The 23561-nt window shown below is 39.2% G+C and carries 22 protein-coding genes; 21 read left to right on the forward strand and 1 reads right to left on the reverse strand.

Features of this window, described 5'->3' with window-relative positions:
- Window positions 1–4 precede the first annotated feature (4 nt).
- The 19 genes from rnpA (at window position 5) to glmU (ending at window position 18979) form a co-directional block, all read left to right on the forward strand.
- Window positions 5–427 (forward strand): ribonuclease P protein component, encoded by a 423-nt coding sequence (rnpA, locus tag I6F54_RS17915; protein WP_007584204.1) that lies wholly within the window; start codon window positions 5–7, stop codon window positions 425–427.
- A 129-nt stretch (window positions 428–556) separates the two neighbouring features.
- Entirely contained in the window at window positions 557–832 is a 276-nt protein-coding gene (gene yidD, locus I6F54_RS17920) for a membrane protein insertion efficiency factor YidD (RefSeq protein ID WP_101216553.1), read from the forward strand.
- Between the two features lie 8 nt (window positions 833–840).
- The gene (gene yidC / locus I6F54_RS17925; protein ID WP_197142516.1) at window positions 841–2478 is read left to right on the forward strand and encodes a membrane protein insertase YidC; all 1638 of its coding nucleotides are present in this window, start codon (window positions 841–843) and stop codon (window positions 2476–2478) included.
- Window positions 2479–2614: 136 nt separating this feature from the next.
- On the forward strand, window positions 2615–3979 hold the full coding sequence (gene mnmE, locus I6F54_RS17930; protein WP_197142518.1) for a tRNA uridine-5-carboxymethylaminomethyl(34) synthesis GTPase MnmE: 1365 nt from the start codon (window positions 2615–2617) through the stop codon (window positions 3977–3979).
- Between the two features lie 1105 nt (window positions 3980–5084).
- Window positions 5085–5534, forward strand: coding sequence for an FMN-binding protein MioC (mioC, locus tag I6F54_RS17935; protein WP_024591277.1), 450 nt, complete (start codon window positions 5085–5087; stop codon window positions 5532–5534).
- 428 nt (window positions 5535–5962) lie between these two features.
- Window positions 5963–7852, forward strand: coding sequence for a tRNA uridine-5-carboxymethylaminomethyl(34) synthesis enzyme MnmG (gene mnmG, locus I6F54_RS17940; RefSeq protein ID WP_197120029.1), 1890 nt, complete (start codon window positions 5963–5965; stop codon window positions 7850–7852).
- Window positions 7853–7867: 15 nt separating this feature from the next.
- Window positions 7868–8488: a 16S rRNA (guanine(527)-N(7))-methyltransferase RsmG gene (rsmG, locus tag I6F54_RS17945; RefSeq protein ID WP_007585988.1), complete on the forward strand. Its 621-nt coding sequence runs from the start codon at window positions 7868–7870 to the stop codon at window positions 8486–8488.
- 14 nt (window positions 8489–8502) lie between these two features.
- Window positions 8503–9288, forward strand: a complete 786-nt coding sequence (locus I6F54_RS17950) for a ParA family protein (protein WP_004335235.1) — start codon at window positions 8503–8505, stop codon at window positions 9286–9288.
- Between the two features lie 20 nt (window positions 9289–9308).
- Window positions 9309–10232 carry a ParB/RepB/Spo0J family partition protein gene (locus I6F54_RS17955; protein ID WP_165729267.1) on the forward strand — a complete coding sequence of 308 codons (924 nt, stop codon included), beginning with the start codon at window positions 9309–9311 and terminating at the stop codon, window positions 10230–10232.
- 142 nt (window positions 10233–10374) lie between these two features.
- Window positions 10375–10755, forward strand: coding sequence for an ATP synthase subunit I (locus tag I6F54_RS17960; protein ID WP_007585983.1), 381 nt, complete (start codon window positions 10375–10377; stop codon window positions 10753–10755).
- A gap of 15 nt (window positions 10756–10770) precedes the next feature.
- Window positions 10771–11628 (forward strand): F0F1 ATP synthase subunit A, encoded by an 858-nt coding sequence (atpB, locus tag I6F54_RS17965; protein ID WP_010555143.1) that lies wholly within the window; start codon window positions 10771–10773, stop codon window positions 11626–11628.
- A gap of 61 nt (window positions 11629–11689) precedes the next feature.
- The gene (gene atpE / locus I6F54_RS17970) at window positions 11690–11932 is read left to right on the forward strand and encodes a F0F1 ATP synthase subunit C (RefSeq protein WP_007585980.1); all 243 of its coding nucleotides are present in this window, start codon (window positions 11690–11692) and stop codon (window positions 11930–11932) included.
- Between the two features lie 41 nt (window positions 11933–11973).
- The gene (gene atpF / locus I6F54_RS17975) at window positions 11974–12444 is read left to right on the forward strand and encodes a F0F1 ATP synthase subunit B (RefSeq protein WP_004335264.1); all 471 of its coding nucleotides are present in this window, start codon (window positions 11974–11976) and stop codon (window positions 12442–12444) included.
- A gap of 16 nt (window positions 12445–12460) precedes the next feature.
- On the forward strand, window positions 12461–12994 hold the full coding sequence (gene atpH, locus I6F54_RS17980) for a F0F1 ATP synthase subunit delta (protein ID WP_007585978.1): 534 nt from the start codon (window positions 12461–12463) through the stop codon (window positions 12992–12994).
- Between the two features lie 14 nt (window positions 12995–13008).
- Window positions 13009–14550, forward strand: coding sequence for a F0F1 ATP synthase subunit alpha (gene atpA / locus I6F54_RS17985; protein WP_007585976.1), 1542 nt, complete (start codon window positions 13009–13011; stop codon window positions 14548–14550).
- Window positions 14551–14610: 60 nt separating this feature from the next.
- Window positions 14611–15471 carry a F0F1 ATP synthase subunit gamma gene (gene atpG, locus I6F54_RS17990; protein ID WP_007585974.1) on the forward strand — a complete coding sequence of 287 codons (861 nt, stop codon included), beginning with the start codon at window positions 14611–14613 and terminating at the stop codon, window positions 15469–15471.
- Between the two features lie 33 nt (window positions 15472–15504).
- Window positions 15505–16890 carry a F0F1 ATP synthase subunit beta gene (atpD, locus tag I6F54_RS17995; RefSeq protein ID WP_007585971.1) on the forward strand — a complete coding sequence of 462 codons (1386 nt, stop codon included), beginning with the start codon at window positions 15505–15507 and terminating at the stop codon, window positions 16888–16890.
- Window positions 16891–16903: 13 nt separating this feature from the next.
- Complete coding sequence (locus I6F54_RS18000; protein ID WP_007377666.1) at window positions 16904–17326, forward strand: F0F1 ATP synthase subunit epsilon; 423 nt, start codon at window positions 16904–16906, stop codon at window positions 17324–17326.
- 294 nt (window positions 17327–17620) lie between these two features.
- Window positions 17621–18979 (forward strand): bifunctional UDP-N-acetylglucosamine diphosphorylase/glucosamine-1-phosphate N-acetyltransferase GlmU, encoded by a 1359-nt coding sequence (gene glmU / locus I6F54_RS18005; RefSeq protein ID WP_101163105.1) that lies wholly within the window; start codon window positions 17621–17623, stop codon window positions 18977–18979.
- 27 nt (window positions 18980–19006) lie between these two features.
- On the opposite strand, the gene I6F54_RS18010 is transcribed toward glmU, so the two are convergent.
- Window positions 19007–19849, reverse strand: coding sequence for a LytR/AlgR family response regulator transcription factor (locus I6F54_RS18010; protein WP_165722850.1), 843 nt, complete (start codon window positions 19847–19849; stop codon window positions 19007–19009).
- A gap of 144 nt (window positions 19850–19993) precedes the next feature.
- Between I6F54_RS18010 and I6F54_RS18015 the strand changes: the two genes are divergently transcribed.
- Entirely contained in the window at window positions 19994–21223 is a 1230-nt protein-coding gene (locus I6F54_RS18015; protein WP_197142520.1) for an acyltransferase family protein, read from the forward strand.
- 83 nt (window positions 21224–21306) lie between these two features.
- Entirely contained in the window at window positions 21307–23100 is a 1794-nt protein-coding gene (locus tag I6F54_RS18020; RefSeq protein ID WP_197142522.1) for a choice-of-anchor I family protein, read from the forward strand.
- The last annotated feature ends 461 nt before the right edge of the window (window positions 23101–23561 follow it).

Raw genomic sequence — 23561 nt, forward strand, 5'->3', positions numbered from 1 at the left:
ATAAGTGGAAGACTTTAGCTTTGGCAGGGAGTTACGTCTGTTAACTCCCTCGCATTACTCTCGCATATTTAATGAACCCGCTCGGGCTGCAACTCCTTTCTTTACTCTATTAGCTAAACCAAATGACCAAGAAAAACCTCGGTTAGGTCTTACTGTTGCTAAAAAACGTGTAAAAAAGGCATGCCAACGAAACCGTATTAAACGTCTCGCTCGCGAAAGTTTTCGTTTAAATCAACACAGCATCGATAATATTGATATTGTGCTTATGGTTAAAAATGGTATTGATGAGCAGTCTAATGAAGAAATAACCAAACAACTTACTAAATTATGGCGAAAAATTAACGAACGCTGTAAACCAGGTGCACCTAAACCGCCACCTTTTAAGAAACGCCCAAACAAATCAGCTAAATCTAACAAACAAACCTAATTGCAATAGAATTGCAGGGTTAATTAATGTATCTTTAGCTCACCTTTTAATCATGCATTTAAATTTTCTAATTGAGTCTTTAAATACATGATATCTATCTCACTAAACTTAAGTAGGGGCATAAACATCATGAGGTTACTTAAACCACTTGTTGCTTTACCAACTTTTTGTTTAGTGTTATTTATCCGCGGTTATCAAAAGTGGATTAGCCCGCTGTTAGGTCCGCATTGTCGTTTTAATCCAACCTGTTCTAGTTATGCTATTCAAGCAATTAAATTGCATGGATCGGTAAAAGGTAGTTGGTTAGCTTTAAAACGCATATTAAAATGCCATCCTTTACATTCAGGCGGAAACGACCCCGTTCCTGAAAAATTAACCCATATTAACCACCAACACGAGAAATAAGAGCTGTTATGGAATCGCAACGCACGTTTTTATTAATTGGCCTAATGCTAGTGTCGTTTTTATTGTTCCAAGAATGGGATAATGATTACAACAAGCCTAAAGTCGATCCAAGTGCCACAACACAAACACTACAAGCAAATTCACCAGAGTCGGATGATTATATTCCTTCATCGTCAGATTCAGGTTTACCCGCTTCAGCAACTTTAGCTAAACGTTCTGTAATTAATATCACTACTGACGTTTTTAAAGTTAAAATTGACACCAAAGGCGGTGATATTGTTGAAGCAGATCTTCTTCAGTATGAAGATACCAAAGGTAGCGACACACCTTATATGCTTCTTGGTGAGCTTATTGAAGGTAGACAATACTTTTCACAAAGTGGCTTAATTGGCTTAAATGGCCCTGATGCATCAGCTAATGGTCGCCCTACTTATAGTACCGAACAAAAAACATATACCTTAACGGGTGATGAGCTTCGCGTTCCACTTCAGTTTACTGATAGTAATGGTGTTAACTTTACTAAGACGTACGTATTCAAAAAAGGTCAATATGATGTTGGTTTAGAATACAAAGTTAACAATACAACAAGCACACCACTTCAAGTACAGCTATACACGCAAATTAAGCGTACCGTACAAGAAAAAGGTAGCATGGTTGATCAAAACTATTTAGGTGCTGCATACGGTACTGATGAAGAAAAATACGAAAAGTATAGTTTTTCAGATATGGCTGATAAAAACCTAAATAAAAGCACACAAGGTGGTTACGTTGCCTTTATTCAACATTACTTTGTGAGCGCTTGGGTTCCAATGCAGGATCAATCAAATACGCTTTATAGCTTAATTACAAAAAGTAATGCCGCTATTATTGGTGCTAAAGATCCCGCTGTAAATATTCAAGCTGGTAGTGAGCAAACACTAACTGCTACTTATTATATGGGCCCTAAAGAGTCAGATATTCTTGAAGCGATTCACCCAGACCTAGACCTAACCGTAGATTACGGTTGGTTATTCTTTATCTCGCAACCTTTATTTGTATTGCTAAAATGGCTACACAGCATTTTAGGTAACTGGGGTGTAGCAATTATTGCCATCACTATTATCGTTAAATCGTTAATGTACCCACTTACTAAAGCGCAATACACTTCAATGGCAAAAATGCGTGCCCTACAGCCTAAAATGGCAGCCCTTAAAGAAAAGTTTGGTGATGACCGTCAAAAGTTCGGCCAAGCAACTATGGAAATGTACAAAAAAGAAAAAGTTAACCCAATGGGTGGCTGTTTCCCTATTTTGCTACAAATGCCAATTTTCTTAGCCTTGTTTTACGTATTCTTAGAGTCTACTGAACTTCGCCATGCTGAATTTATTTTTTGGTTAAATGACCTTTCTGCACAAGACCCGTACTACGTATTACCAATCTTATTTGGTGTGAGTATGTTTGTGACGCAAAAGCTACAACCTATGACGGTTACTGATCCAATGCAGCAAAAAATGATGACCTTTATGCCGGTTATCTTCTCTGTATTTTTCTTATGGTTCCCATCTGGTTTAGTTCTTTACTGGTTAGTGTCTAACCTTATTTCTATTGTCCAGATGTTAATCATCTACCGTGGCATGGAAAAGAAAGGAATTAAAGTTAGAGGCTAGTTAAGCTCCTACTTATTATAAAGGCGACTTCGGTCGCCTTTTTTATTGCCTGTTTTTCACCAGTGCTATTCGCTACAAATAAATCCATAGGTTACAATACCGCCATAAAGTTACTCATCGTTGGCAAATTAATAGCATGATCAATCAAGATACAATTGCAGCACAAGCAACAGCTCCCGGACGTGGTGGTGTTGGTATTATTCGCGTTTCAGGTAGCCTTGCTAAAAGTGTCGCCGAAAAAGTAGTAGGTAAAATACCTAAAGTTCGCTACGCCGATTATGTGAAATTTAAAAGCCTTGCTGGCGAGCAGCTAGATCAAGGTATTGCCATTTACTTTGCAGGTCCTAACTCATTTACTGGTGAAGACGTACTTGAATTACAAGGCCACGGCGGTCCTGTAGTACTGGATATGTTACTTAAAGAAATTAGTAAAATAGAGGGCGTTCGTTTAGCAAAGCCTGGTGAGTTCTCAGAGCGCGCATTTATGAATGACAAGCTTGATTTAACACAAGCAGAAGCCATCGCCGACTTAATTAATGCCACTAGCGAGCAAGCCGCTAAAAGCGCCCTACAGTCTCTCCAAGGTGAATTTTCTAAGCACATAGAAACACTCGTAGAAAAAGTAATTCACTTACGCATGTATGTAGAAGCGGCAATAGATTTTCCTGATGAAGAAATTGATTTTTTATCAGATGGTAAAGTGTCAGGCGACTTAGACGCGATTATTACTCAGCTTAACACTGTAACCAACCAAGCCAAGCAAGGCAGTATCATGCGCGAAGGTATGCGTGTTGTTATTGCAGGTCGCCCTAATGCGGGTAAATCAAGCCTGCTTAACGCTCTAGCCGGTCGTGAAGCCGCAATCGTAACAGAAATAGCCGGTACCACCCGCGACGTACTACGAGAGCATATACATATAGATGGTATGCCACTGCATATTATAGATACCGCAGGCCTTCGTGAAAGCCCAGACAGAGTAGAACAAATAGGTATTGAGCGTGCATGGGATGAAATAAACCAAGCCGACCGCGTTTTATTTATGCTTGATGGCACTGATACTATAGATACTGACCCGCACAAAATTTGGCCTGAATTTATGGCAAAATTACCAGAAGGTATGGGGGTTACGGTCATCAGAAATAAAGCTGATTTATCGGGCGACATAGTCGGAATGGAGCAAGAGCAACAATACCCGGTCATCAGCTTAAGTGCTAAAAATGCTGACGGTATTGAACTTGTTCGCGAGCATTTAAAAGCTTGTATAGGCTTTCAAGGTGCAACAGAAGGTGGCTTTATGGCGCGCCGTCGTCATTTGGATGCACTAGAAAGTGCTGCGTATCATTTAGAAACGGGTAAAACACAGTTAGAAATGCACATTGCTGGTGAAATACTCGCTGAAGAACTGCGTTTAACACAGCAGTATTTGAATGAAATAACCGGTGAATTTACCTCAGACGACTTACTTGGCAAAATATTTAGCTCGTTTTGTATTGGTAAATAAGCACCCTATTACAGATATATTTTTATTATAAGAGCACTTAGGTGCTCTTTTTTATGTAAAATATTCTGCTGTAAAATATGTATTTATACACCTGATGCCTGCAAATTACTGCCAATAAAATCATATCCAAAACTACCTTTGTTACGTGCTAAGAGAGGTCAGATTATATAGAGTAGGCAATACTGAGAGTGCTTATTGGGGGAATTAATAGCACAAATTACACCTATTATTAAGACTAAAACCAATGCCTTTTCAAACAACCGCGCGCTTTAATAGCGTTATATGTCATACAAAAAGTAGTTATAAATGGCTTCCTTATACTTACTTTAGCTCACAAAAATGCACTAAAACACACCTCATACACGCAAAAGATGATGCTATTCGCTCAATTAAAGAGCTAAAAAATACTGATTAGTACTCTAAAAAGCTTACTTTTGACAACATATAATTTGATGATCACTGTGATTTTTAAATAAAATAACTCAACTGCTAAGTATTCAAAACTTTTGATCTGCTTACTCCACCAGCAAAATTAATAAAAATAGCAGCTCTAAATTCGCATAAAATTAAAAATACCGAGATCACTTATCCACAATACCTAATTTTCAGCTCAAATAAATACCAAAACTAGGTAAATCAGCTGCAAAAACCTCATGATCAATTGTAATTTATCTATTTATGAACTTATTTTTAATTAATTTCATTAGATCTGCTTTATTAGATCATTTTTAAAAATTATTTTCGATCTAAATTCAAGGTTATCAACAGGCTTTATATCCACATTATGATCAACATGTATTTTTAATTGAGATATTTACAATTTAATTCCTTACTGACAAGTAATATCAATAACTTAGCGAATATAAAACAACCTAAAAAAACAGTTTAAGCAGAGCTTTCCCCACTGTTATCAACAACTTGATCAGAAGATTACATTTAAAGATAATTTGTTAAACACTATATTATCAACAACTTAGAGAAGCGATTCTGAATGAGTGTAAAATTACCGCAAAAATAGTTATACAAAAAAGCACTCTTAACTTTACTGTTATCCTCACTCAGTTATCATAGGCGGCAATTAAAACCAATGTGATCACTAATATTCATGAGTTCAGTAAATCTTATTGTCGGCAGCCAAATGGGATCAGCCGAGTATGTTGCAGAGCAATTAAGCGACGCGCTTAATAACCTTGGTATTACTACGCAACTACATGATCAACCTGAATTTAGCGATATTGATCAGCAAAATACCATTTGGTTAATCTGCACATCAACTTATGGTGCAGGTGATTACCCTGAAAATCTTATTAGTTTTGTTGAAGATGTAACTCAAGCAGATGATTTATCTGAATTAAAATATTCAGTAATCGCTTTAGGCGACACTAGTTATGACACTTATAACCTAGCAGGACGTAATATAGATGCCTTATTAACTCAAAAAGGCGCTATAAAAGTAGCAGAACGTTTAGAGCTTAATATTCTCGATGAAGCACTACCAGAAGACACTGCATTAACATGGTTAGACTCTTGGATAGCTCAAACAGGCATAAAATAGATAGATCAAGTAAAAAGTTATATATAAAGTTACCCACAATTTACTAATAATTTAATAGGTTTTGTGGATAAAGATTGAATAAACTGCGTTTTAAAGCATGCTTATCCATTGGATAAGATCCAACTGATTCAACCCTGTGCATAAAGTGCCTTTTTGATCAGAGCTTATTTGCTGGATGATCCGATCATATTAACACCTTTAGATCTGATCTAATTTCATGTTTTAAATGAAGATCTAAACCTTATCAACAGAAAAGTCGATCAGTAGTAGTAATAGTAATAAAAGATCTCTTTAAAAGATCCTTTATATTATTAGAGATCACATACTTAGATCTTGCCCTTTGTTTAATCATTTATCTTCTGCCAATTTCTAGGTAGAATACGCTCCCTTTTGAAGTTTACCGGTTTGATTTAAGTAGGATCCCATTAATGATTTTTCACGAAAATTTTGACGTTATCGTAGTAGGTGGTGGACATGCTGGCACTGAAGCCGCATTAGCAGCTGCCCGTATGGGGATGAATACCCTGCTACTGACTCACAATATGGATACCCTTGGTCAAATGTCTTGCAACCCAGCAATTGGTGGGATTGGCAAAGGTCATTTGGTAAAAGAGATCGACGCTCTTGGTGGTGCAATGGCACAAGCCATTGATAAAGGCGGGATCCAATTTCGTACACTAAATTCTTCAAAAGGACCTGCTGTTCGTGCTACTCGAGCACAAGCAGATCGCGCTTTGTACAAAGCGGCTATTCAAACAACATTACAAAACCAAGATAACCTTAAGATTTTTCAACAATCATGTGATGATCTTATTGTTGAAAACGATCGTGTTACTGGCGTAGTAACTCAAATGGGTTTACGTTTTAGTGCACCAAGTGTTGTTTTAACCGTGGGTACTTTTTTAGGCGGCTTAATTCATATTGGTTTAGAAAATTATAAAGGCGGTCGTGCAGGCGATCCTCCTTCAATCGCTTTAGCTGATCGCTTACGTGAACATCCATTTAGAGTTGATCGTTTAAAAACAGGTACACCTCCACGTATTGATGCACGTACTGTTGATTTTACAAAAATGGAAGCACAGCCAGGTGATACACCAACTCCTGTGTTTTCGTTTATGGGTAAACAATCAGATCACCCACAACAGATACCGTGTTACATAACTTACACAAACGAAAAAACACATGATGTTATTCGTAAAAACTTACATCGCTCACCTATGTACTCAGGTGTTATTGAAGGTATTGGTCCACGATACTGCCCTTCAATTGAAGATAAAATTGTTCGTTTTGCAGATAAAGATAAACATCAAATATTTGTTGAGCCTGAAGGTTTAACATCATACGAATTATACCCAAATGGTATTTCGACTAGTTTACCGTTTGATGTACAACTTGAAATTGTGCAATCGATTACAGGTTTTGAAAATGCACATATTTGTCGACCTGGTTACGCAATTGAATATGATTACTTTGATCCACGTGATTTAAAACAATCTTTAGAAACTAAATTTATTGAAGGTTTATTTTTTGCGGGTCAAATTAACGGTACAACTGGTTATGAAGAAGCCGGTGCACAAGGCTTAATTGCAGGGATGAATGCTGCACTAAAAGTGCAAGGCAAAGATTCTTGGACACCACGTCGTGATGAAGCTTACGTGGGTGTATTAATCGACGACTTAGCAACATTAGGTACAAAAGAACCGTACCGCATGTTTACCAGCCGTGCCGAATACCGTTTATTACTTCGTGAAGATAATGCTGATATTCGTTTAACTGAAAAAGGCCGTGAGCTAGGTTTGGTTAATGACGAGCGCTGGCAGGCATTTAACGAAAAAATGGAAGTAATCGAAAAAGAGAAGCAACGTATTAAAGATACGTGGATCCATAAAGATCACGTTGTTGTAGATCAAGTAAATGCATTACTTAAAACACCGCTTACGCGTGAAGCAAGTTTAGAAGAATTATTGCGTCGTCCTGAGATTCGTTATAACGATCTTATGGCTATTGACGGATTAGGATCTGAATTTACAAATAAAGCAGCGCTTGAACAAGTTGAGATCCATACTAAATACGCAGGTTATATTGCGCGTCAACAAGATGAGATCAACAAACAGCTTCGTCACGAGCAAACAATTTTACCAAAAGAGTTTGATTATAAAACCGTATCTGGTTTATCAAATGAGGTAGTTGCTAAGCTTATTGAATCACGTCCTGACACTATTGGCCAAGCATCGCGTATTTCTGGTATCACCCCAGCGGCGATTTCGCTATTATTAGTGTATCTGAAGAAGCAAGGCTTATTACGCAAATCTGCGTAATGATAAGGGTACATAGTGTTACAGCAACAATTAACTACATTGTTAGCGCAAACTGATATTGCGCTAACAGAAAAACAACAGCAACAGCTAGTTCGTTACGTCGAGTTATTAAATAAGTGGAATAAAGCTTATAACTTAACTTCTGTACGCTTACCTGAAGAAATGATGATTAAGCATATTATGGATAGCTTAGTTGTTGCGCCTCACTTACCCGGTCATCATTATATTGATGTTGGAACGGGTCCTGGATTACCGGGTATCGTATTAGCAATTGCATTACCTAATACACATTTTGTGTTATTAGATAGCTTAGGTAAACGTGTACGATTTTTAATGCATGTTAAACATGAGCTTGGTCTTGATAATGTAACCCCGGTTCAGTCAAGAGTTGAAGAATATCAACCAAGTGTTAAATTAGACGGCGTACTAAGTCGTGCTTTTGCTTCATTACAAGATATGGTTGACTGGTGTTCGCACTTAATCGATCATTCGGGTAAATTTATAGCACTTAAAGGCGTGTTCCCTAGCGAAGAGCTAGAGTCACTACCTGCAGGCGTTAAGTTTGAGCAAAAAATTGCATTAGAAGTACCTAATTTGGATGCACAACGACATTTAATTATTCTTTCTAAAGACTAGGGATCAGAGACACAGTGGCAAAAGTCATCGCATTAGCAAATCAAAAAGGTGGAGTGGGTAAAACTACAACCGCTGTTAACCTCGCTGCGTCTATGGCTGCAACGAAACGTAAAGTGCTGTTAATTGATCTCGATCCGCAAGGTAATGCGACTATGGGTAGTGGCGTAGATAAGTATGGCGACGTGCCAACTATTTACGACCTACTTATTGAAGATAAACCTATAGAAGACGTTATCATTAAAGAAACGTCTGGCGAATACCATATGATTGCTGCAAACGGTGATGTAACCGCTGCAGAAGTTAAATTGATGGAATTATTTGCCCGTGAAGTGCGTTTACGTAATGCACTTGAAAAAATTCAGGACCAGTACGAATTTATTTTTATCGACTGTCCACCCTCTCTAAATATGTTAACTGTTAATGCAATGGCCGCAGCTGATTCTATTTTAGTGCCAATGCAGTGTGAGTATTATGCACTTGAAGGGTTAACCGCATTAATGGATACGATTACGCAGCTTGCTAAGTTAGTGAATCCTAGCTTACAAATTGAAGGCATACTTCGTACTATGTACGACCCGCGTAACCGTTTGGCAAATGATGTATCAGAACAATTAAAACAACATTTTGGCGATAAAGTATACCGTACGGTGATCCCGCGTAATGTTCGTTTAGCTGAAGCACCTAGTTTTGGTACTCCTGCTATGTACTATGACCGGGCATCAAGTGGCGCTAAAGCATATTTAGCACTCGCTGGTGAAATGTTACGCAGAAAAGAAAAAACAGCGTCCGTTGTCGCCTAACTTTGAGGTAAAAAAATAACATGTCTGCTAAAAAACGAGGTTTAGGCCGAGGACTCGATGCACTTTTAAGTTCGTCAAAGCCTGCACCAAGCCCAAGCAAGGAACAAGACACATCAAACGTTTCTGAGGCTGTGCAAAATGCCGCGGCTAATAATAGTGAATTACAAAAACTCCCAATAGAGTTTTTACACTCGGGTAAATACCAACCTCGTAAAGACATGTCTGAAGAGGCGTTAGAAGAGCTTGCTAGTTCTATTCGCTCACAAGGTATTATTCAACCCATTGTTGTGCGCCCTATTGCACACAATAGCTTCGAAATTATTGCTGGTGAGCGTCGTTGGCGCGCTGCGCAAATAGCTAAGCTTGAAACAGTGCCTTGTATTATTAAAGATGTACCTGATGAAGCTGCCGTTGCGATTGCACTGATAGAAAATATTCAGCGTGAAGATTTAAATGCTATGGAAGAAGCGGTTGCACTTAATCGTTTACTTATAGAATTTGAACTAACACATCAGCAAGTAGCCGATGCCGTTGGTAAATCACGTACAACAGTAACTAATTTACTGCGTTTAAATAATTTAAATAACGATGTAAAAATTCTGTTAGAACATGGCGATATCGAAATGGGCCATGCTCGTTGTCTGTTAGCTCTTGAAGGTGAAGCGCAGTCAGATGCTGCTCGTTTAGCGGTTGCTAAAGCACTAACCGTTCGAGAAACTGAAAAGCTCGTACGTTCTATCTTAGAGCCTGTACCTGCTAAAGAAGTAACCGAAAAAGATCCTGATGTTAAGCAGTTAGAGCAACAACTCGCTGAAAACCTAGGTGCCAAAGTTGAGATTAACTACAATAAAAAAGGCAAAGGTAAGCTTGTTATTTCTTATACTAATTTAGATGAACTTGACGGCATTTTAAATCGTATCAATCACGACAATACCCACCATTAATTTATTACATGTCTGAAAAGGGACATTTGTAGCTATTTCGTGTTACAAAGCGTCTACTCAAGTTGCAAAACTGGCAGGATTAAGTATAATTTCGCCAGTTTTCACACCCTAACAATTAGAACGCAATAAAGGTTAACTAAACGTGACTGATAAGTTAGCGAGTCCATATCGACTTGCCGTATTAAAGTTAATTTGCCTTCAGGGTGTTGTAGCATTAGTTGCTGCTGTAATTATTTTTTTTAGTTCGGGAGTCAATGCCTCGCTTTCATCACTCGCTGGTGGAGCTGTAGCAGTACTTCCGCACTTTGTATTTGCACTTTATGCATTCAGATATATGGGTGCAAGTCGAGCAAATCAAGCGTATGCCTCGTTGAAACGCGGCAACGGATTAAAGTTTATGCTAACAATTGTATTGTTTGCGCTAGTACTGAAGCATTTTCCGGTAATTTTATTACCCTTTTTTAGTACTTATATACTGGCGCTCTTTACTGGATTGTTCGCACCCGTTTTTTTTAAACATTAACTTTTGGGATATAACATGGCAGCAGAAGAAGTTACTCTATCTGGCCATATCCAGCACCATTTGACCAATGCTAAGATGTGTTCGACCGATACAGGTCTCGCCTTCAATAAAGCATGTACGGACAGTGGATTCTGGACATGGCATATAGATACCCTTGCATGGTCTATCGGTTTAGGTCTTATATTTTTATGGATCTTTCGTAGTGCCGCTAAAAAATCAACACTAGGTGTACCTGGGAAATTTCAGTGTTTTATTGAAATAATCGTAGAATTTGTTGGCGACAACGTACGCGATACTTTCCATGGTAAAAGCAAGCTTATTGCACCATTAGCCTTAACGATTTTCGTTTGGGTGTTCTTAATGAACTTAATGGATTTAATACCAGTTGATTTCATTCCAGCACTTGCAGGTTTCGTTGGTGAGACTGCATTTGGTATGGATTCACACGATGTGTACATGAAAATTGTACCAACGACTGACATTAATATGACTTCAGCGCTAGCGCTGGGTGTATTTATACTAATGGTTGGCTTTTCAATCAAAATAAAAGGTATTGGCGGGTTTATTAAAGAGTTAACGCTTCATCCGTTCAGCTCAAATAACATGTTTGTTCAAATTATTTTGATACCATTTAACTTATTACTTGAACTGATTGCACTCGTTTCTAAACCGTTTTCATTAGCACTACGTTTGTTTGGTAACTTATATGCTGGTGAGTTGATTTTCATCTTGATCGGCGCTATCGGTTTTATGCAACTACCGTTGCACTTTGTTTGGGCTGTATTCCATATTCTAGTTATTACATTACAAGCATTCTTATTCATGATGCTTACGATTGTATACCTAAGCATGGCAAGTTCAGATAATCACTAATTTTTAGATTTACAATTTTACTTTTACTTTTAACTTTACAATTGAAACTTTGGAGAAATAAATGGAAGCTTTAGAATTATTAACAGGCTTAAAATACATCGCAGTAGCTTTACTAATCGGTTTTGGTGCAATCGGCACAGCAATCGGTTTTGGTAACATGGGCGGTAAATTCCTTGAAGCATGTGCGCGTCAACCTGAGCTTGCACCTTCGCTACAAGTTAAAATGTTTATCCTTGCTGGTCTAATCGATGCTGTAGCAATGATTGGTGTTGGTATCGCTATGGTATTGTTGTTCGTACTTTAATTTTATTCTTTGAACAGCTTACTATTTAAGGAGGAGCGGTTGTGAATTTAAACGCCACTCTTATCGGTGAATTGATTGCGTTTACGGTGTTCGTATTATTTTGTATGAAATACGTATGGCCACCACTAAACGGTGCAATTGAAGCTCGCCAGAAAAAAATCGAAGATGGTTTAGCTGCCTCTGATAGAGCCGAAAAAGACTTAGAACTTGCGCAAAAGAAAGCTGCTGAACAGCTTAAAGATGCAAAAGCTCAAGCGGCTGATATCATTGATCAAGCTAAAAAGCGTGCAGTGCTAATTGTTGACGAAGAAACACTTCGTGGTCAACAAGAGCGTGAAAGTATCATTGCTCAAGGGCACTCTGAAGTTGAGTCTGAACGTAATCGCATAACAGAAGAACTACGTAAGCAAGTAGCAACTCTGGCAGTGATTGGCGCAGAACGTATTTTAGAGCGTGAAATTAATCAAGCCGCACATAGTGACATCGTTGAAAAACTTGTCGCTGAGCTGTAATTAGGAGGGTATGAGCATGTCTAATTTGACTACTATCGCTCGCCCATACGCTAAAGCGGCTTTTGAACTTGCCGTTGAGAAAGGCACTCTAGAAAGCTGGAATGATATGTTGTTCTTTGCAGGCCATGTAGCCAGCAATGAGCAGGCATCGTCTGTTTTAGCAAGTATGCCTACAGCTACTGCACAAGCTGAATTATTTATTCAACTTTGTGCTGAGCAGCTCAACGAACAAGGTCAGAACCTAGTTAAGGTGATGGCTGAAAATGGACGTTTGACAGCTCTACCTGAAGTTGCACAGTTATTTGCTGAATTTAAAGCAGAATACGATAAAGAAATCGAAGTAGATGTGATTTCTGCAACTCCTCTTGTTGCTGCGCAACAAGAGTCATTGGTAGCGGCACTTGAAAAACGTTTCGCACGCAAAGTTAAGCTGAATTGTAGTGAAGACGCGTCAGTGGTTGGTGGACTTATTATTAGGTCTGGCGACACTGTAATCGACGGTACTATTCGCGGTAAATTAAACCGCTTAGCTACAACACTACAATCGTAATTGGGAAAAAGAGCATGCAACTTAATTCCACTGAAATTTCAGATCTGATCAAACAACGTATTGAGAAGTTCGAAGTTGTAAGTGAAGCTCGTAACGAAGGTACTATTGTATCTGTTACTGACGGTATCATCCGCATCCACGGTCTTGCTGACTGTATGCAAGGTGAAATGATTGAGCTTCCTGGCAGCCGTTATGCTATCGCACTAAACCTTGAGCGCGACTCAATTGGTGCAGTAGTAATGGGTCCGTACGCTGACCTTACTGAAGGCGTAAAAGTATATACAACTGGTCGTATTTTAGAAGTTCCTGTTGGTCCTGGTTTACTTGGTCGTGTTGTAAACACACTAGGTGCTCCAATCGATGGTAAAGGCGCTCTAGATAACGACGGGTTTGAACCTGTAGAAAAAATTGCACCAGGTGTAATCGAGCGTAAATCTGTAGATGAGCCAGTTCAAACTGGTTATAAATCTATTGATGCGATGATTCCAGTTGGTCGTGGTCAACGTGAACTTATCATTGGGGATCGCCAAACAGGTAAAACTGCACTAGCAATCGATGCAATCATCAATCAAAAAGACACAGGCGTTAAGTGTGTGTACGTTGCGATTGGTCAAAAAGCATCTACTATTGCAAACGTAGTTCGTAAATTAGAAGAGCATGGTGCACTAGCAAATACTATCGTAGTTGTTGCATCTGCTTCTGAATCTGCGGCACTTCAGTACTTAGCACCGTTCGCGGGCTGTACTATGGGTGAATACTTCCGTGACCGTGGTGAAAACGCATTAATCGTATATGATGATTTGTCTAAGCAAGCAGTTGCTTACCGTCAAATTTCATTACTACTTAAGCGTCCACCAGGCCGTGAAGCATACCCAGGTGACGTATTCTACCTTCACTCTCGTCTTTTAGAGCGTGCATCGCGTGTAAACGCAGATTACGTTGAAAAGTTCACTAATGGTGAAGTGAAAGGTAAAACTGGTTCATTGACGGCATTGCCAATCATTGAAACTCAAGGCGGCGACGTTTCTGCGTTCGTACCGACTAACGTTATCTCTATCACCGATGGTCAGATCTTCTTAGAAACTGACTTATTCAACTCAGGTATCCGTCCGGCAGTAAATGCTGGTATCTCGGTATCGCGTGTTGGTGGTGCTGCACAAACTAAAATCGTTAAGAAACTAGGTGGCGGTATTCGTCTAGCCCTAGCTCAGTACCGTGAATTAGCTGCGTTCTCGCAGTTCGCGTCTGACCTTGATGATGCAACTCGTGCTCAACTTGAGCATGGTGAGCGTGTAACAGAGCTAATGAAGCAGAAACAGTACGCGCCAATGTCTGTTGCTGATATGTCTTTGTCGTTATTTGCTGCTGAAAAAGGCTTCCTTCAAGACATCGAAATCGCGAAAATCGGTGACTTTGAAGCAGCTTTACTTTCGTATGCAAATAGCACATACGCAGAGCTTGTGGCTCAAATCAATGAAACTGGTAACTTGAATGCCGAGATCGAAGCGCAGCTTAAAGAACTTCTAACGAAGTTCAAGTCTACGCAAACTTGGTAATTTAGTTATTAATGGTGCGCTTTAGGAAACTAAAGCACACCTTGATTCGGAGAGAGAGTCATGGCCAGCGGAAAAGAGATTAAAAGCAAGATCGGGAGTATTAAAAATACTCAAAAGATCACTAGCGCAATGGAAATGGTTGCTGCGTCTAAAATGAAAAGGGCGCAAGAACGCGTTGCTTCAAGCCGTCCATACGCTGACAAATTACGTGAAGTAATTGGTCGTGTTGCTCAAGCAAATCTTGATTTTACTCACCCGTTCTTAAAAGATCGTGAAGTGAAACGAGTTGGTTATATTGTTATCTCTACAGACCGTGGTCTGTGTGGCGGTCTAAACTCAAACGAGTTTAAGAAAGTTGCACTTGATGTTAAAGCGTGGAAAGAAAAAGGTGTTGATGCTGAATTTGCTACTTTAGGTAGTAAAGCAGCTGGCTTCTTTCAACGTTTTGGTGGTCAACTACTCGCTAAAAAAGCGGGCCTAGGAGATAAACCTTCAGTACAAGACGTTATTGGTCCTGTAAAAGTTATGCTTGATGCATTTTCTGAAGGCAAAATAGACCGTTTATTCTTGGTATATAACAAATTCGTTAATACCATGAGGCAAGAGCCAATTATAGATCAGTTACTCCCTTTGCCAAAAGCTGAAGAAGAAGTATCTGCTCACACATGGGATTACTTATACGAGCCAAATCCAGAGGCTATTTTAGAGTCTTTGTTAGTACGCTTTATTGAGTCTCAAGCATACCAAGGTGTGGTAGAAAATGCTGCCTCTGAACAGGCTGCTCGTATGGTTGCAATGAAAGCTGCAACTGATAACGCAGGTGACCTTATGGACGAGCTACAGCTTGTTTATAACAAGGCTCGCCAAGCAGCAATCACACAAGAAATTAGTGAGATTTGTTCTGGCTCAGCAGCAGTTTAATGCTTCGGGTAAAGATTAACGAGAGGAATAGACATGAGTTTAGGTAAGGTCGTCCAAATTATCGGCGCCGTTGTGGATATTGAATTTCCACAAGATAGCGTGCCAGCGGTATACCACGCACTAAGAGTAACAGATGGCGATTTAGCTGGTTTGACTCTAGAAGTTCAACAGCAGCTAGGTGGCGGTGTAGTGCGTACTATCGCTATGGGTACTACTGATGGTTTACGTCGTAGTGCTTTAGTTATGAATACAGGTGAATCGATTCAAGTTCCAGTTGGTAAAGCAACACTTGGTCGTATCATGAACGTACTTGGTGAGCCAATCGATGAAGCGGGTCCAATCGGCGAAGAAGACCGTATGTCTATTCACCGTGCAGCACCTTCATACGAAGAGCAATCAAGTTCAGTTGAACTTTTAGAAACTGGTATCAAGGTTATCGACCTTGTATGTCCGTTTGCTAAAGGTGGTAAAGTTGGTTTATTCGGTGGTGCCGGTGTTGGTAAAACCGTAAACATGATGGAACTTATCCGTAACATCGCAATCGAGCACAGCGGCTACTCAGTATTCGCAGGTGTTGGTGAGCGTACACGTGAGGGTAACGATTTCTACCATGAGATGAACGATTCAAACGTACTTGATAAAGTATCGCTTGTATACGGTCAGATGAACGAGCCTCCAGGTAACCGTTTACGCGTAGCGTTAACAGGTCTTACTATGGCTGAAAAGTTCCGTGATGAAGGTCGCGATGTACTTTTCTTCGTAGATAACATCTACCGTTATACTCTTGCTGGTACAGAAGTATCTGCACTACTTGGTCGTATGCCATCAGCGGTAGGTTACCAGCCTACACTTGCTGAAGAAATGGGTGTGCTTCAAGAGCGTATCGCTTCTACTAAGACGGGTTCAATTACATCAATCCAAGCGGTATACGTACCTGCGGATGATTTAACGGATCCATCTCCAGCAACTACCTTTGCTCACTTAGACGCAACAGTAGTACTTTCACGTGATATCGCATCACTTGGTATTTACCCAGCGGTAGACCCACTTGATTCATCTTCACGTCAACTTGACCCACAAGTAATTGGTCAAGAGCACTACGATACAGCACGTGGCGTTCAAACAGTTCTTCAGCGTTATAAAGAACTTAAAGACATCATTGCAATCCTAGGTATGGACGAGCTTTCTGACGAAGATAAGCAACTTGTATCTCGTGCACGTAAAATCCAACGTTTCCTATCTCAGCCATTCTTCGTGGCAGAGGTGTTTACAGGCGCGTCTGGTAAATACGTATCACTAAAAGATACAATTTCTGGCTTTAAAGGCATCTTAAACGGTGAATTTGATGATATGCCAGAGCAAGCGTTCTACATGGTTGGCTCTATCGAAGAAGCTCAAGAAAAAGCCAAAGGCATGTAACTAGGAGGGTAGTATGACAGCTATGACTGTACATCTTGACGTAGTAAGCGCTGAGCAGAGTTTGTTCTCTGGTCTTGTTGAATCGATTCAAGTATCTGGTAGTGAAGGCGAGCTGGGTGTAAACCTAGGCCATGCTCCACTACTAACTGCCCTTAAACCTGGTATGGTACGTTTAGTTAAGCAATTTGGTCACGAAGATGTGATATATGTTGCTGGCGGTACATTAGAAGTTCAACCAAATCACATCACGATTCTTGCAGATACTGCGGTTCGTGGTGAAGATTTAGATGAAGATTCTGTACAAAAGGCTAAACGTGAAGCTGAAGAACATATGGCGAATTCGTCAGCTGTTGAGTTTGACTATCAGCAAGCGGCTACGCGACTGGCAGAAGCAGTTGCTCAGTTACGCGTAATTCAGCAATTACGTCACAAGTAAGCCTATCCGGTTTGTAAAAAGCCCACTAGTAAGTGGGCTTTTTTGTGCCTGTTACTTTTGTATTTACACTAAATACCTTAGTCCGATTATTATCTACACTTTTACACTTTTACACTTATATCCTGCCGGAATCCTCGCTACAATAACGTCATCCAATTAAGTGTGTTTTTTCAGTCAAGATTCAGTACTAATAAACTAACCTACTGAGTATTTGCACAAGAAGTGATTTACGTAATCTTCTGATCAAACATAAGACTTATTTAGCTAAAACAACGAAAAAAGGAAATTGTTTTAATGGCTCTAACAACTATTATTCTTGCTGCGGGTAAAGGTACTCGTATGCGCTCTGCTTTACCTAAAGTTTTGCACAAAGTTGCAGGTAAACCAATGGTGCAGCACGTTATTGATAATGCGATGGCATTAGGTGCAACGACTACAAACCTAGTTTACGGACACGGCGGCGAACTATTACAACAACAACTTGCCGATAACAATGTAAATTGGGTACTTCAAGCTGAACAACTTGGTACTGGCCACGCAGTAGCGCAAGCCAACTCTCATGTTAATGATGAAGACACGGTATTAATTTTATACGGTGATGTACCACTAACAAAGCAATCAACACTAGAGCGTTTATTAGCCGCAACACCTAAAAATGGTTTAGCTGTATTAACGGTAAATTTAGTAAACCCAAATGGCTATGGTCGAATGCTTCGTGCCGGTGGTAAGTTAGTTGGTATTGTTGAGCAAAAAGATTCAAGCCCAGAACAGTTACTTATTAACGAAGTAAATACAGGCATTATGGCTGTTAACGGTAAGCTATTAAAAACATGGTTAGGTAACTTATCTAACAATAATGCACAAGGCGAGTACTACTTAACAGATATCGTTGCAATGGCTCACAGTGAAGGCGTAGAAATCACTTCAGCTCAGCCAGACCATGCAATGGAAGTTGAAGGCGCAAATAACCGCGTACAACTTGCAGGCTTAGAGCGCGCTTATCAAGCATGGCAAGCAGAAGAGTTAATGTTAAATGGTGCAACACTTGCTGATCCTGCGCGTATTGATGTGCGAGGAACAGTTACCACCGGTGAAGATGTACTTATCGACGTAAACGTTATTTTTGAAGGCACAGTCACGCTTGGTAACAACGTACAAATTGGCCCTAACTGTGTCCTTAAAAATTGTAGCATTGGCGATAACGTTATTATTAAAGCTAATACGCTGATTGAAGATGCGACAGTTGCAGATAAGTGTACGCTTGGTCCTTATGCTCGCCTTCGCCCAGGCGCTGTAATGGAAGAAGACTCACACATTGGTAACTTTGTTGAGATGAAAAAAACCCGACTAGGTAAAGGCTCTAAAGCCAACCACTTAAGTTATTTAGGTGATGCTGAAATTGGCGAAAAAGTGAATATTGGCGCTGGCACTATTACCTGTAACTACGATGGTGTTAACAAAGCAAAAACTATTATTGGCGATAATGCCTTTATTGGTTCTAATTCATCACTCGTTGCCCCAGTAAATATAGGCGCAACTGCAACAATTGGTGCAGGCTCTGTGATCACCAGTACCGTTGAAGATGACCAATTAGCAATTGCACGCTCTAAACAGCGTAATTTAACGGGTTGGAAACGCCCAGTTAAAAAATAACAATAGAGGCTACTTAGGTAGCCTTTTTTATTTTAGTTGAAGTTTAAATTGCTCTTTATAGCGTCTAGACAAGTTAAGTACTTTACCTGTTGTTAGTTTTATTTCACTGTCGCCACTGGGGAGTGCTGTAATGGACTCCACTTTATCGAGTTTTACGCCATGGCTGCGGTGAATTCTACAAAATCCCTGTACTTCAAGTTGTTTGCTCAATGCTGTAAGCGTTGCCCTTAAAGGATATATGCGTGAGCCTATATGTAGGTTTACATAATTACCCGACGATTCAAGCCAATCAACATCCTCTATTTTTATAATGAATTCTTTTCCGAGCTTTTTAACTAATAGGCGGTTTATGGTCGATGTTGTTTGCTGCTCACTTTCTTCAATTGAAGAGGCTTCACCTAGTAACTGCTGCACCACATATTGATATACTTTGATAAGTACGATGAAAAAGACAAAGCTTATAGCGTCTTTCTGGTATTCATAAATAAGCTCAAACCAGCTAAGTCCAAAGTTGTAAGACCCATCATTCAACAAATATATGAATTTACGAACCCCTACCATAATACCAACGTGTAACACGCTAAATATAATAGAGGCACCAAAGTACATACCTAATGAAGCCGTAATATTTTGCCAATTAAAAGATAAGTGTCTTAAAAACCAAATTAAAATAGGGAATATAAGCAAAGTACTCAAGGCACTTGAATACTCCCAAACAAATGGCTCCCACATTAAAAAAGTTAAAGCCCCTTCTCTTTGGGCTTCCATTATTTGGGTTGTAGCGTTTACTGTATTATTAATTAATACGTAAGCACACAGTAATACTGATGCGTAAATGCTTTGAAAACGTTGAAAGTGCTGTAGGTTCATAAATGTATGCTTATTGCTGACGTGGCACGCTTATCCCTGTATACCACCTTTTATCACTATTGCTTGTAATATAAGCACTTATAGATAGTTTTAGCGAGAGCTTTAGGTATGAATAACGCATAACATACATAAAGTAGTAAAAGCATGAGCACTCAAGTACAACAACCTTCATTAGTTAATTCGCGTAAATATTATCTTGATTGGCTTAGGGTAATCGCATTTGCGTCGCTAATTTTTTATCACATTGGCATGTTGTATAGCGAAAACTGGGGATTTCATTTTAAAAGTAATTATACATCACAGTATGTTGAATATTTAATGTTGGTGTTTTCACCTTGGCGCATGTTGCTCATTTGGTTTATATCGGGCGTAGCACTGCGTTTTATGATTGATAAAGTACGCAGCTTTAAGTCTTGGTTACATTTCACCTTATACCGCTCTATTTTTTTACTATTACCCTTGCTGGTGGGGTTATGGTTAATAGTGCCTTTACAGCTGTTTGCAGAAATGTCGCAGCAAGGTGTTATTGATATTAGCTATTGGCAATTTTATTTAGCTTTTATAGAGACGAACAATACGCTTTTTATTAATTATCAGTCTGGAGTGTGGCCGAATGTGGATGTAAATCACTTATGGTATTTGCGCTCGTTGTGGCAATTTATGCTGATCATTATTGTTTTAACTCTTTTTGCACGCTTGCCTTTTATTACGCCTTTAAAAACATTTGTTAAAGGGGATATGTCATTTGGGCTTTTAATTACCTTGCTCACTATTGCCGTACTATTTACAAGCCATTACTTAACTGGTGATTCAATCAGAGAGACTAACGGCTTAATACTGCTACTCGCAGGATACATACTTGCCAAAAACACTTACTTTTGGAACTGCTTAAATAAAAACTTGGTATTACTAGCTTTGAGTTTTGCGGTTTTGTTTGTACTTATAATATTAAGTTATCAGAAGGTGTTTACTCTTCCTCATTTTATTTTAAGCGCTAGCTACAATATTCAACGTGTTGTAGGTGTATTTTTTGTACTCGCGTTCGCTCACCGATTTTTAAATTTTAATACTTACTATTTAAAACAGCTCAATGTATGGGTGTTTCCCTTTTATTTATTGCATCAAAGCATTTTGATTATTTTGTGTTTTTTTCTACAGCCTTTAAGTTTAGGGCCTGTTGCTGAACCATTCATCATTATTACAGGGACTTGGTCTTTTTGCGGTGTTATTACATGGGGTATTACACGTATTGATGTACTTAGACCTTTGCTAGGGGTTGCAATTAAACGAGAGTATTCCTCGACTGTAAAAACGATTGGCTATACGGCCGCTTTAATTTTAATAACGCCGCTAGCGTATAAGCTAATTACTTAGGCTAAGGGGCTGTATTGAAATTGCCATAATCTTGTCATGCCTGTGTGTTGATATTTAGCAAATACAATACTAAGGAAAATCACATGTTTAAAAAATCAATTATTGCGCTGTCACTTATATCTGTTCTTACTGGCTGCTCATTTGATGGTGACGATGGTCAAAACGGCTCTCAAGGGTTACAGGGAGAACAAGGCATAGATGGAGCTAATGGGCTAAATGGTATAAATGAAAATTCAGCATTAAATATTAGCCTTGTAGGAAGAGGTGTATTAAATGCACAAAGCCCAGAAGGAGCAGCTGAAATAGTTGCATATCAAGCGTCTAAAAAATGGATTTACGCTATTAACAGTTCAGGTGATGACGCTGTTGTTAATATTTTACCCGCCGACACCTTTGATACTGCCGCACTCGTTAAAGATAACGAAGGGGTTATAAACGGCACAAATTTAACATCCGTTATTACGTTGCCTTTAAACGAGTTCACCCAAGGCGATGCAAACAGCATTGCTATTGATGAAAATAACAATCTACTTGCAGTGGCAATGGCTGCTGAAAGCACGGGTGATACAGGTCAAATTGCTTTTTACGATATAAGCGGCGACTCACCTGTATTTATTAAAAATGTTACAGTCGGATTTTTACCAGACATGGTGACGTTCACCCATGATGGCGCAAAAGCAGTGGTTGCTAACGAAGGTGAACCAAGTGATGACTACAGCGTAGATCCTGAAGGTTCTATTAGTATTATCGATATAACAAATAATGTAATAGCCGATACAGCAATAAATATTGATTTTAAAGCCTATAACAACAAACAAACCGAACTAGAAGCGCAAGGGGTAGTTTTTGCAAACCCAAATGGTCGTACTATTAACGGTAATCTAATAAATACCACCGTAGCTATGGATTTAGAGCCCGAGTACGTTAGCATTTCTAAAGATAACAAATATGCTTATGTATCTATTCAAGAAAACAACGCACTTGCAATAGTTAACCTACAAGACAACAGTCTTGAGCTAAAGGGCTTAGGCTTTAAAGATTGGTCAAGCTTACAACTTGATGCCTCAGATAAAGACGGCGGCGTGAATTTTAAATCATACCCAGGGCTCTATGGTATGTACCAGCCCGACACTATCTCAAGCTTTAGTTGGAAAGGCGCTAACTTTATAGTCACTGCCAACGAAGGTGACGCAAGAGAATACTTTTTTGATACAACGGATGAAGCAGACTGTATAGCAAAGGGCGGACTTGATTACGATAAAGACGATGGCTGCTTAGCTTATATAGATGAAAGCCGCGTTGAAGACTTAACTCTTGCTACTAATTTTGATTACTTAAATAATGACGATGATGATATTGGTCGCTTAAAAGTAACAACAATAAAAGGCGATACCAATAACGACGGACAATACGAATCGCTTTACGGCTATGGCGCACGTTCTTTTACTATTTGGGATAGCAATGGGCTGGTGGTTTTTGATTCAGGTGACGATATAGCACGTATAACAGCATCGGTGCATGGTGAATCATTTAACAATAATGAAGATGAAAACAAAGGTGACTCACGTTCAGATGATAAAGGCGCAGAGCCTGAAGCGCTGACTATTGGTAAAATTGACGATCGTACATTTGCTTTTGTTGGATTAGAACGTATGGGCGGTATTATGGTTTACGACATTACTAATCCATACAATGTGCAATTTGAAGACTACTTCTATAATAGAGGCTTAATTAAAGGAGCGAATATTACAGGCGATTTAGCACCTGAAGGAATGGTATTCGTTTCAGCAGAGCAAAGTGCAACAGGAAATCCACTCTTAATTGTTGGAAATGAAATATCAGGCTCTATTGCCGTATGGGAAATAGCATCTAAATAAATCTTTAATTTTAAATAAAGCTGTGTGTTGTTTGTTTAACATACAGCTTAGTTTAAACCTTACTAATACATCATCAATTGATACATAAATTATGAGTGTTTTTTAAACTAAAAGTATCCTGCAGCCCTTTATTTGTATAGCTTTCATACTAAATTCATTTAATTGTCAAAAAGCTGAAATAAAACATTGACCCCCGCTCGAATCTCCCTATAATGCGACCCCACTGAGACAGGAAACGCCAACGCATAGCGAGGCACGAACTACTCAGAGAGTTAAGTAAAACTTCGGTTTTAAATCTTCCAAAAAGAAAGTTTAAAACTAAGTGTTGACTCGAAAAATAAAGGGTGTATTATTCGCATCCCTTGAGACGCTAAAGCGACTCAAAACGTTCTTTAACAATATAAAGCAATCATCTGTGTGGGCACTCGTACAGATTGAGTTCTAACAGCCAACCTACTTAG

The sequence above is a fragment of the Pseudoalteromonas sp. SWXJZ10B genome (assembly GCF_015864475.1).
In the GTDB taxonomy this organism is placed as follows: Bacteria; Pseudomonadota; Gammaproteobacteria; order Enterobacterales; family Alteromonadaceae; genus Pseudoalteromonas; species Pseudoalteromonas arctica.

Coding starts and splice junctions, on each gene's coding strand:
- atpE (WP_007585980.1), top strand. CDS start 11,690: ATGGAAGCTTTAGAATTATTAACAGGCTTAAAATACATCGCAGTAGCT.
- yidD (WP_101216553.1), top strand. CDS start 557: ATGAGGTTACTTAAACCACTTGTTGCTTTACCAACTTTTTGTTTAGTG.
- atpD (WP_007585971.1), top strand. CDS start 15,505: ATGAGTTTAGGTAAGGTCGTCCAAATTATCGGCGCCGTTGTGGATATT.
- mnmG (WP_197120029.1), top strand. CDS start 5,963: ATGATTTTTCACGAAAATTTTGACGTTATCGTAGTAGGTGGTGGACAT.
- atpH (WP_007585978.1), top strand. CDS start 12,461: ATGTCTAATTTGACTACTATCGCTCGCCCATACGCTAAAGCGGCTTTT.
- atpG (WP_007585974.1), top strand. CDS start 14,611: ATGGCCAGCGGAAAAGAGATTAAAAGCAAGATCGGGAGTATTAAAAAT.
- I6F54_RS18000 (WP_007377666.1), top strand. CDS start 16,904: ATGACAGCTATGACTGTACATCTTGACGTAGTAAGCGCTGAGCAGAGT.
- atpB (WP_010555143.1), top strand. CDS start 10,771: ATGGCAGCAGAAGAAGTTACTCTATCTGGCCATATCCAGCACCATTTG.
- glmU (WP_101163105.1), top strand. CDS start 17,621: ATGGCTCTAACAACTATTATTCTTGCTGCGGGTAAAGGTACTCGTATG.
- atpA (WP_007585976.1), top strand. CDS start 13,009: ATGCAACTTAATTCCACTGAAATTTCAGATCTGATCAAACAACGTATT.
- mioC (WP_024591277.1), top strand. CDS start 5,085: ATGAGTTCAGTAAATCTTATTGTCGGCAGCCAAATGGGATCAGCCGAG.
- mnmE (WP_197142518.1), top strand. CDS start 2,615: ATGATCAATCAAGATACAATTGCAGCACAAGCAACAGCTCCCGGACGT.
- yidC (WP_197142516.1), top strand. CDS start 841: ATGGAATCGCAACGCACGTTTTTATTAATTGGCCTAATGCTAGTGTCG.
- I6F54_RS18020 (WP_197142522.1), top strand. CDS start 21,307: ATGTTTAAAAAATCAATTATTGCGCTGTCACTTATATCTGTTCTTACT.
- I6F54_RS17955 (WP_165729267.1), top strand. CDS start 9,309: ATGTCTGCTAAAAAACGAGGTTTAGGCCGAGGACTCGATGCACTTTTA.
- I6F54_RS18010 (WP_165722850.1), bottom strand. CDS start 19,849: ATGAACCTACAGCACTTTCAACGTTTTCAAAGCATTTACGCATCAGTA.
- I6F54_RS18015 (WP_197142520.1), top strand. CDS start 19,994: ATGAGCACTCAAGTACAACAACCTTCATTAGTTAATTCGCGTAAATAT.